Origin of the sequence: Stutzerimonas stutzeri KOS6 (genome assembly GCF_000307775.2) — a bacterium.
GTDB lineage: Bacteria > Pseudomonadota > Gammaproteobacteria > Pseudomonadales > Pseudomonadaceae > Stutzerimonas > Stutzerimonas stutzeri_B.
This window is the reverse complement of record NZ_KK020675.1, coordinates 944,604-953,197: the sequence shown is the minus strand read 5'-3', so window position 1 is coordinate 953,197 and position 8,594 is coordinate 944,604. Positions and strand designations below refer to the sequence as shown.

Annotated in this window: 7 protein-coding genes; 1 reads left to right on the top strand and 6 read right to left on the bottom strand. The window is 65.4% G+C overall.

Annotated elements, in window-relative coordinates:
- Window positions 1-371 precede the first annotated feature (371 nt).
- The 4 genes from B597_RS28395 to B597_RS28380 form a co-directional block, all read right to left on the bottom strand.
- Complete coding sequence (locus B597_RS28395) at window positions 372-2,333, bottom strand: acetyl/propionyl/methylcrotonyl-CoA carboxylase subunit alpha (protein WP_024161728.1); 1,962 nt, start codon at window positions 2,331-2,333, stop codon at window positions 372-374.
- On the bottom strand, window positions 2,333-3,130 hold the full coding sequence (locus B597_RS28390) for a gamma-carboxygeranoyl-CoA hydratase (protein WP_003294553.1): 798 nt from the start codon (window positions 3,128-3,130) through the stop codon (window positions 2,333-2,335). The genes B597_RS28395 and B597_RS28390 overlap by 1 nt, the downstream gene beginning before the upstream one ends.
- A gap of 101 nt (window positions 3,131-3,231) precedes the next feature.
- Complete coding sequence (locus B597_RS28385) at window positions 3,232-4,839, bottom strand: carboxyl transferase domain-containing protein (RefSeq protein ID WP_003294555.1); 1,608 nt, start codon at window positions 4,837-4,839, stop codon at window positions 3,232-3,234.
- Between the two features lie 96 nt (window positions 4,840-4,935).
- Window positions 4,936-6,099 carry an isovaleryl-CoA dehydrogenase gene (locus tag B597_RS28380; RefSeq protein ID WP_003294557.1) on the bottom strand — a complete coding sequence of 388 codons (1,164 nt, stop codon included), beginning with the start codon at window positions 6,097-6,099 and terminating at the stop codon, window positions 4,936-4,938.
- 391 nt (window positions 6,100-6,490) lie between these two features.
- Between B597_RS28380 and B597_RS28375 the strand changes: the two genes are divergently transcribed.
- Window positions 6,491-6,688, top strand: a complete 198-nt coding sequence (locus tag B597_RS28375; RefSeq protein ID WP_003294559.1) for a hypothetical protein — start codon at window positions 6,491-6,493, stop codon at window positions 6,686-6,688.
- A 174-nt stretch (window positions 6,689-6,862) separates the two neighbouring features.
- On the opposite strand, the gene ychF is transcribed toward B597_RS28375, so the two are convergent.
- Together ychF and pth are read right to left on the bottom strand one after the other, a co-directional pair.
- Window positions 6,863-7,963 (bottom strand): redox-regulated ATPase YchF, encoded by a 1,101-nt coding sequence (gene ychF / locus B597_RS28370; protein WP_003294560.1) that lies wholly within the window; start codon window positions 7,961-7,963, stop codon window positions 6,863-6,865.
- 24 nt (window positions 7,964-7,987) lie between these two features.
- Entirely contained in the window at window positions 7,988-8,572 is a 585-nt protein-coding gene (gene pth, locus B597_RS28365) for an aminoacyl-tRNA hydrolase (protein ID WP_003294561.1), read from the bottom strand.
- Between the last annotated feature and the right edge of the window lie 22 nt (window positions 8,573-8,594).

Here is an 8,594-nt window from a genome sequence, read left to right as displayed (position 1 = left end):
CTCCGGTACCGCTGGTGGGCTAAAGCCCACCCTACGAAACCAGGTCATCCGCTGTAGGGTGGGCTTCAGCCCACCGATGCCACTGCATGCCAGCCGATATGTTCGGCCACCGCTGGTGGGCTAAAGCCCACCCTACGAAACTTCAGGTCATCCGCTGTAGGGTGGGCTTCAGCCCACCGATGCCACTGCACGCCAGCCGATTTGCTCCGGCACCGCTGGTGGGCTAAAGCCCACCCTACGAAACCCAGGTCATCCGTTGTAGGGTGGGCTTCAGCCCACCGATGTCGCTGCAGGCCAGCCGATATGTTCGGCCACCGCTGGTGGGCTAAAGCCCGCCCTACGAATGCGCGTCAACGGCAACGCGCTGCAGCTCACGGCTCTTCCAACTCCAGCAGCACCGCCCCCTCGCTGACCATCTCGCCTTCGCTGCAGAACAGGCTCTTGACCACACCGGCCCGGGCGCTGCGGATGCTGTGTTCCATCTTCATCGCTTCCAGCACGATCAGCGCGGTGCCGGCCTCGACATGCTGCCCGGCCTCGACCAGCACGCGAACGATGCTGCCATTCATCGGCGCGGTCAGGCCGCCGTGTTGCAGGTGGCTGGCCTCGGCTGCGGATATCGGGTCGAAGGCGCTGACCGCGAGCCATTCGCCCTGCCATTGCAAGTACAGGGTACGACCTTGGCGAATCGCTTTCGGTCGACGTACACCCCCTGTAGGAGCGAGCTTGCTCGCGATGCTCCCTTCGAGTGGTTGATCGCCAGCAAGCGGGCTTCCGCAGGACCTGCGTACGACGCGCGAGAGGCCATTGCACTGCAGGTGCAGACGGGTCTGCGCTGGCATGCCGAAGCGAAGCCCGCTACGGCTCGACCACGGCGAGTGGACATCATCGGTGCGTACGTTGGCGGGCTCGCTTTGCAGGAAGTGCTCAGCGGCCTGTTGCCAGAACTCATCGGACAGTTCGCCAGCCGGGCGCAGCAACTCGCTCTCGTGGCGTGGGATAAAGCCGGTATCCAGCTCTGCCGCGGCGAAGGCGCGGTGGCCGACGACACGGCGCAGAAAGGCGAGGTTGCTGCGCACGCCGCCGACCGCAGTCTCGTCGAGCATGGCCAGCAGGCGCAGGCGCGCTTCCTCGCGATTCTCGCCCCAGGCGATCAGCTTGCCGAGCATGGGGTCGTAGAACGGCGACACGGTATCGCCCTCGGCGACACCGCTGTCCACGCGGCGACCCGGTCCTGCCGCGGCTTCGCGGTACAGGTCGAGGGTGCCGGTCGCCGGCAGGAAATCATTGTCCGGATCCTCGGCATACAGCCGCACCTCGATGGCATGGCCGTTGACTGGAACCTGCTCCTGGCTGATCGGCAGCGGCTCGCCACGGGCGACGCGGATCTGCCAGGCGACCAGATCGAAGCCGGTGATCGCCTCGGTGACCGGATGTTCCACCTGCAGGCGGGTATTCATCTCCATGAAGAAGAACTCGCCACGGGCATCCAGCAGGAATTCCACGGTGCCGGCGCCGACATAGCCGATCGCCTTGGCCGCCTTGACCGCGGCTTCGCCCATGGCACGGCGCAGTTCGGGGGAAAGGCCTGGCGCTGGCGCCTCTTCGACCACTTTCTGATGGCGGCGCTGGATCGAGCAGTCGCGCTCGTTCAGGTACAGGCAGTTGCCGTGCTGGTCGGCGAACACTTGGATCTCCACGTGGCGCGGCTTGAGCAGGTATTTCTCGACCAGCATGCGCGAATCGCCGAACGACGACTGCGCCTCGCGCTGGGCGGAAGCCAGCGCCTCGGCCAGGTCCGCCTCTCGCTCGACCACCTTCATGCCCTTGCCGCCACCACCGGCGGTGGCCTTGAGCAGCACCGGGTAGCCGATCTTTTCCGCGGCAGCCCGGAAGGTTTCCACGTCCTGCGCTTCGCCGTGGTAGCCCGGCACCAGCGGCACGCCGGCTTCTTCCATCAGCACCTTGGCGGCGGATTTGCTGCCCATGGCGTCGATGGCCGAGGCGGGTGGGCCGAGGAAGATCAGCCCGGCCTGTTCGATGGCGCGGGCGAACCCGGCGTTCTCCGAGAGGAAGCCGTAGCCCGGGTGGATCGCCTGGGCGCCGCTGGCCTTGGCCGCATCGATCAGCTTGTCGATGCGCAGGTAACTGTCGGCCGGCTTGGCGCCGCCCAGGTCGATGCGAATATCGGCTTCGCGGGTGTGGCGCGCGCTGGCGTCGATGGCGCTGTGCACGGCGACGGTGGTCAGGCCCATGGCCTTGGCGGTGCGCATCACGCGGCAGGCGATCTCGCCGCGGTTGGCTATCAGCAGGGTGTCGATATGGCGATTCATCACTTCTTCTCCTGCCAGACCGGCGTGCGTTTTTCCAGAAAGGCGCTCAGGCCTTCCTGGCCTTCCGGGCTGGTGCGCAGGCGGGCGATAGCCTGTTCGGTGGTCTGGCGCAGGTCGGCGCTGAAATCGCCATCGCCCACCTCCAGCAGCAACTTCTTGCAGGCCTTGAGCGCCTGGGGACCGTTGAGCAGCAGGTGGTCGACCCATTGCTCGAGCGCGGCGTCCAGTTCATCGGCTGCATAGGTTTCAGCAAGCAGCCCAAGCTCGCGGGCGCGCTGGCCATCGAAGCGCTCGGCGGTGAGGGTGTAGCGGCGGGTGGCGCGCTCGCCGATGGCCTTGACCACGTACGGGCTGATCACCGCCGGCGCCAGGCCGATGCGTACTTCCGACAGACAGAACAGTGCGTCGCGGGCGCCGATGGCCATGTCGCAGCAGGCGATCAGCCCCAGCGCGCCGCCAAAGGCCGCGCCCTGTACCACGGCCAGGGTCGGCTGCGGCAGCTGGTAAAGGCGCTGCATCAGCTCGCCGAGTTCGTGGGCGTCAGCCAGGTTCGCCTGGTAGTCGAGTTTGGCCGATTCGCGCATCCAGCCGAGATCCGCGCCAGCGGAAAAGTGCTTGCCGCGCCCGCGCAGGATCAGGAAGCGGGCGCTCGCATCGTCCCGCACCAGCGCCAGGGCTGCGTTCAGTTCGCCGATCACCCGGGCGTCGAAGGCGTTGTTCTTGTCGGCACGGTTGAGCCAGAGGGTGGCGACGCCGTGCGCGTCTTTGTTCAGTTCGATGGTCTGGAAATCGGTCATCTCAAGCATCCTCGATGCTGCTGTTGCGGCAGACTCCGCCTCGGGGCGTTGGGCAGGTGTCGCCTGCCATCGCCGCGGGGCGCGCCTCCCGCAGGCACGCGTCACATGCGGAACACGCCAAAGGTGGTCGGCTCGATCGGCGCATTGAGGCTGGCCGACAGCGCCAGGGCCAGCACTTCGCGGGTTTGCGCCGGGTCGATCACGCCGTCGTCCCACAGCCGCGCGCTGGAATAGTAGGGATGGCCCTGGCGCTCGTACTGCTCGAGGATCGGCTGCCTGATGGCGGCGATTTCCTCGTCGCCGAGCGCCTTGCCGGCGCGTTCGCTCTGCTCCTGCTTGACCTGCGCCAGCACGCCAGCGGCCTGTTCGCCGCCCATCACGCCAATGCGCGCGTTGGGCCACATCCACAGCAAGCGCGGGTCGTAGGCTCGGCCGCACATACCGTAGTTGCCGGCGCCGAAGCTGCCGCCGATGATCACGGTGAACTTCGGCACCCGGGCGCAGGCCACCGCGGTGACCAGCTTGGCGCCGTGTTTGGCGATGCCGCCCGCCTCGTATTTCTGTCCGACCATGAACCCGGTGATGTTCTGCAGGAACAACAGCGGGATGCCGCGCTGGCAGGCCAGTTCGATGAAGTGCGCGCCTTTCTGTGCCGCCTCGGCGAAGAGGATGCCGTTGTTGGCGAGGATGGCGATCGGGTAGCCGTGCAGATGGGCGAAGCCGCAGACCAGGGTGGTGCCGAACAGCGCCTTGAATTCATCGAACTCACTGCCGTCGACCAGCCGCGCGATCACCTCGCGCACGTCATAGGGCTGCTTGGCCTGCGCAGGAATCACGCCGTACAGCTCGTCGGCGGCATACAGTGGCGCGCGCGGTTCGCGGGTCTGCAGCTGGCCGAGCTTGCGCCAGTTGAGGTTGGCCACGCAGCGACGGGCGATGGAAAGGGCGTGCTCGTCGCTCTCGGCGTAGTGGTCGGCGACGCCCGAGGTCTTGCAGTGCACGTCGGCGCCGCCCAGCTCCTCGGCGGTTACCACCTCACCGGTGGCGGCTTTGACCAGCGGCGGGCCGGCGAGAAAGATGGTCGCCTGGTTGCGCACCATGATGGTTTCGTCGGCCATCGCCGGCACATAGGCGCCACCTGCGGTGCAGGAGCCCATCACCACGGCGATTTGCGGGATGCCCATGGCGCTCATGTTGGCCTGGTTGAAGAAGATGCGGCCGAAGTGGTCGCGGTCCGGGAACACCTCGTCCTGTCGCGGCAGGTTGGCGCCGCCGGAGTCCACCAGGTAGATGCACGGCAGGCGATTCTCCTGGGCGACGGTCTGCGCACGCAGGTGCTTCTTAACCGTCAGCGGGTAGTAGCTGCCGCCCTTCACCGTGGCGTCGTTGGCGATGATCATGCACTCGACCCCTTCGACGCGGCCGATACCTGCGACGACGCCGGCAGCGGCGACGTCTTCGCCGTAGACCTCATGGGCAGCCAGCGGGGCGAGTTCGAGAAAGGCCGAGCCGGCGTCGAGCAGGCAGTCGATGCGTTCGCGCACCAGCAGCTTGCCGCGCGAGACATGGCGCTGCTGGGCGGTGGCGCCGCCGCCTTCGCTGACGCGGCCGAGGAGGGCGCGCAGGTCGTTCACCTGCTCAAGCATCGCCGCGCTGTTGGCGACGAACTCCGGTGAACGGGTATTGATCTGGGTATGCAGGATGGCCATGGACGGGCTCCCGTAGGGTGCAAATCCGCGAAGCGATTTCCACCCTGTTTCTTAGATGCGATGGAAAAGGCCTTTGGCCGTTTTCCACCCTACGGCTCATTTGCTTTCGTTGAACAGCTCGCGGCCGATCAGCATCCGGCGGATCTCGCTGGTGCCGGCGCCGATCTCGTAGAGCTTGGCGTCGCGCAGCAGGCGGCCGGTGGGGAATTCGTTGATGTAGCCGTTGCCGCCGAGGATCTGGATCGCCTGCAGGGCCATCTGCGTGGCGTTTTCGGCGGTATAGAGAATCACCCCGGCGGCGTCCTTGCGGGTGGTCTCGCCGCGGTCGCAGGCCTGGGCGACGGCGTAGAGGTAGGCGCGGCTGGCGTTGAGCTGGGTGTACATGTCCGCCACCTTGCCCTGGATGAACTGGAACTCGCCGATGCTCTGACCGAACTGCTGGCGGTCGTGGATATAGGGCACCACCACGTCGAGGCCGGCCTGCATGATCCCGGTCGGGCCGCCGGCGAGCACCACGCGCTCGTAATCCAGGCCGCTCATCAGCACCTTGACGCCGCCGTTCTCGACGCCCAGCACGTTCTCTTCCGGCACCTCGACGTCATCGAAGAACAGCTCGCAGGTATTGGAGCCGCGCATGCCGAGCTTGTCGAACTTGTTGCCGCGGGAGAATCCCTTCCAGTCGCGCTCGACGATGAACGCGGTGATGCCGTGCGGACCCTTGTCCGGGTCGGTCTTGGCGTAGATCACGTAGGTATTGGCGTCCGGACCGTTGGTGATCCAGGTCTTGCTGCCGTTGAGCAGGTAGCGGTCGCCGCGCTTCTCGGCGCGCAGCTTCATGGAGACCACGTCGGAGCCGGCATTCGGCTCGCTCATGGCCAGCGCGCCGACGTGCTCGCCGCTGATCAGCCTGGGCAGGTAGCGGGCCTTCTGCGCGGGGTTGCCGTTGCGATTGATCTGGTTGACGCACAGGTTCGAATGCGCGCCGTAGGAGAGCGCGACCGAGGCCGAGCCGCGGCTGATCTCTTCCATCGCCACCACATGGGCCAGGTAGCCGAGCCCGGCGCCGCCGTATTCCTCGGAGACGGTCACGCCGAGCAGACCCATCTCGCCGAATTTTCTCCACATGTCGGCCGGGAACAGGTTGTCCTGGTCGATGGCCTCGGCGCGCGGCGCCAGCTCGGCGGCGACGAAGGCCTGGACCTGCTCGCGCAGCATGTCGATGGTTTCACCGAGGGCGAAGTTGAGGCTGGAATAGTTCATGGGGCCACCTGCTTGTCTTGTAATTGTTCTATGTCCAGAAGGTTCGACAGGCGGCGAAGGCATCGTTTCCGCCATACCGACCGGCACGCCGAAGGCCAGGGTTTCGATTTCGGAGTGGGCGCTCGGCTGGTTGCCTTTACGTTAACGTAATGCTGCCCTTGAGGCGCTGTCAATATCCCTGCAGTCGCTGCAAGTAAAGCCCCTCGACGAGCGTCTCGCCGGGAAACGTGCCTTGAGTGAGCCCCGCCAGACGGCGGGCCGCGAACATACACATATGCAGGAACGGCGCGGCCGGGCCGGCTCCGCATGGCATCGAGCGCCACCTGGCCTGGGCAGCGAACCAAGTATGGCGGCACCTGCCTAACCGCTTGTACCTACCGGAGGAACAGACATGCCCGCTACCGAAACCCGACCGCTTGAACGATGGCCCCAACCCTGGCGAGCCGATGAGTCGCCTCTGAACGACCTCGACGAGGCCGAGAGCGATACCGACCTCGATGGCGGCGGGGAGCTTCCGGAAGAGGCTCTGGAGCAGCTGGAAAAGATCGCTCCGCCGCCCGACCCGATGCCCGATCCCGGCCCCCTGTGACGACGCTGTGCGAGTTGGCCGAGGATAGAGCTGCGCTGCCTGCGCAAGGACTGGATGGTCTGTTCGGCTATTGATGCGGCGAGGCTGGAGGCGGTGGGCAGATGTTTGTTCGATGACAAAAAAGCCCCTTGAGGCGCTGCTCCTCAAGGGGCTCCGTGTCTGCGTAGCGCTTGGTTAGACGTTGAAGCGGAAGTGCATCACGTCACCATCCTTGACGATGTACTCCTTGCCTTCCAGGCGCCATTTGCCGGCTTCCTTGGCGCCGGCTTCGCCCTTGTACTGGATGAAGTCGTCATAGGCGATGACTTCGGCGCGGATGAAGCCCTTCTCGAAGTCGGTGTGGATCGCGGCCGCGGATTGCGGTGCGGTGGCGCCGACCTTGACGGTCCAGGCACGCACTTCCTTCACGCCAGCGGTGAAGTAGGTCTGCAGGTTGAGCAGCGAGTAACCGGCGCGGATCACGCGGTTCAGGCCCGGTTCTTCCATGCCCATGGTCTCGAGGAACATCTGCATCTCTTCCAGATCATCCAGTTCGGCGATCTCGGCTTCGATCTTGTTGCACACCGGTACCACGAGCGCGCCTTCTTCCTTGGCGATGGCGTTGACCACGTCCAGGTGCGGGTTGTTCTCGAAACCGTCCTCGGCGACGTTGGCGATGTACATCACCGGCTTGGTGGTCAGCAGGTGGAAGATCTTGGCGAGACGCTTTTCCTCGTCACTGAAGTTCTTCAGCAGGCTGCGCGCCGGCTTGCCTTCGGTAAGATGCGGGATCAGCTTCTCAAGCAACGCCTTCTGCGCCACGGCTTCCTTGTCACCGCCCTTGGCAGTGCGGGCGACGCGCTGCAGCTGCTTCTCGCAGCTGTCGAGGTCGGCCATGATCAGTTCGAGGTCGATGATCTCGATGTCACGCTTGGGGTCGACGCTGTTGGCGACGTGAATGACGTTCTCATCTTCGAAGCAGCGCACCACGTGGGCGATGGCGTCGGTCTCGCGAATGTTGGCGAGAAACTTGTTGCCCAGGCCTTCACCTTTCGACGCGCCGGCGACCAGGCCGGCGATGTCGACGAACTCCATGGTGGTGGGGATCACCCGTTCCGGTTTGACGATGGCCGCCAGCGCGTCGAGACGCGGATCGGGCATCGGCACGATGCCGCTGTTCGGCTCGATCGTGCAGAACGGGAAGTTCTCCGCCGCGATGCCGGATTTGGTCAGGGCGTTGAACAGAGTGGACTTGCCGACGTTGGGCAGACCGACGATGCCGCAGTTGAATCCCATGGTGATCTTGCCTCGGAGTTAGGTTCAGGCCTTCTGGCTGTGCAGGCGCTGCATGGCGCGAGTCCAGTCGCCGGCCAGGATTTCCGGCACGACGTCGAGCGCGAAGTCGATGCTGGCGTCGAGCTTTTCGCGCTCGGCCTGCGGTGCACGGCCCAGCACGTAGCCGCTGACCAGGCTGGCGTGGCCAGGATGGCCGATACCCAGGCGCAGGCGATGAAAGCCGTTCTGATTGCCGAGCTTGGCGATGATGTCGCGCAGCCCGTTGTGCCCGCCATGACCGCCACCCTGCTTGAGCTTGGCGACGCCTGGGGGCATGTCGAGCTCATCGTGGGCGACCAGGATGGACTCGGGGAGAATTCGGAAAAAGCCGGCCAGTGCCGCCACCGCCTGACCGCTGCGGTTCATGTAGGTGGTGGGGATGAGCAGGCGGATGTCCTCGCCCTGATGGCTGAATTTGCCGACCAGGCCGAAGTACTTGCGATCGTTGCTGAGCGAGACGCCCTCGCGGGCAGCCAGTCGCTCAACGAAAAGAGCCCCCGCGTTATGCCGGGTCTGGTCGTATTCAGGGCCTGGATTTCCCAGGCCGACGATCAGTTTTACGGCAGTCACGACGGGGGCCTCTTCTTCGGCT

Excerpts from the sequence above, each read along its gene's own strand:
- B597_RS28395 (WP_024161728.1), bottom strand. The coding sequence starts at position 2,333 with ATGAATCGCCATATCGACACCCTGCTGATAGCCAACCGCGGCGAGATC.
- B597_RS28390 (WP_003294553.1), bottom strand. The coding sequence starts at position 3,130 with ATGACCGATTTCCAGACCATCGAACTGAACAAAGACGCGCACGGCGTC.
- B597_RS28385 (WP_003294555.1), bottom strand. The coding sequence starts at position 4,839 with ATGGCCATCCTGCATACCCAGATCAATACCCGTTCACCGGAGTTCGTC.
- B597_RS28380 (WP_003294557.1), bottom strand. The coding sequence starts at position 6,099 with ATGAACTATTCCAGCCTCAACTTCGCCCTCGGTGAAACCATCGACATG.
- B597_RS28375 (WP_003294559.1), top strand. The coding sequence starts at position 6,491 with ATGCCCGCTACCGAAACCCGACCGCTTGAACGATGGCCCCAACCCTGG.
- ychF (WP_003294560.1), bottom strand. The coding sequence starts at position 7,963 with ATGGGATTCAACTGCGGCATCGTCGGTCTGCCCAACGTCGGCAAGTCC.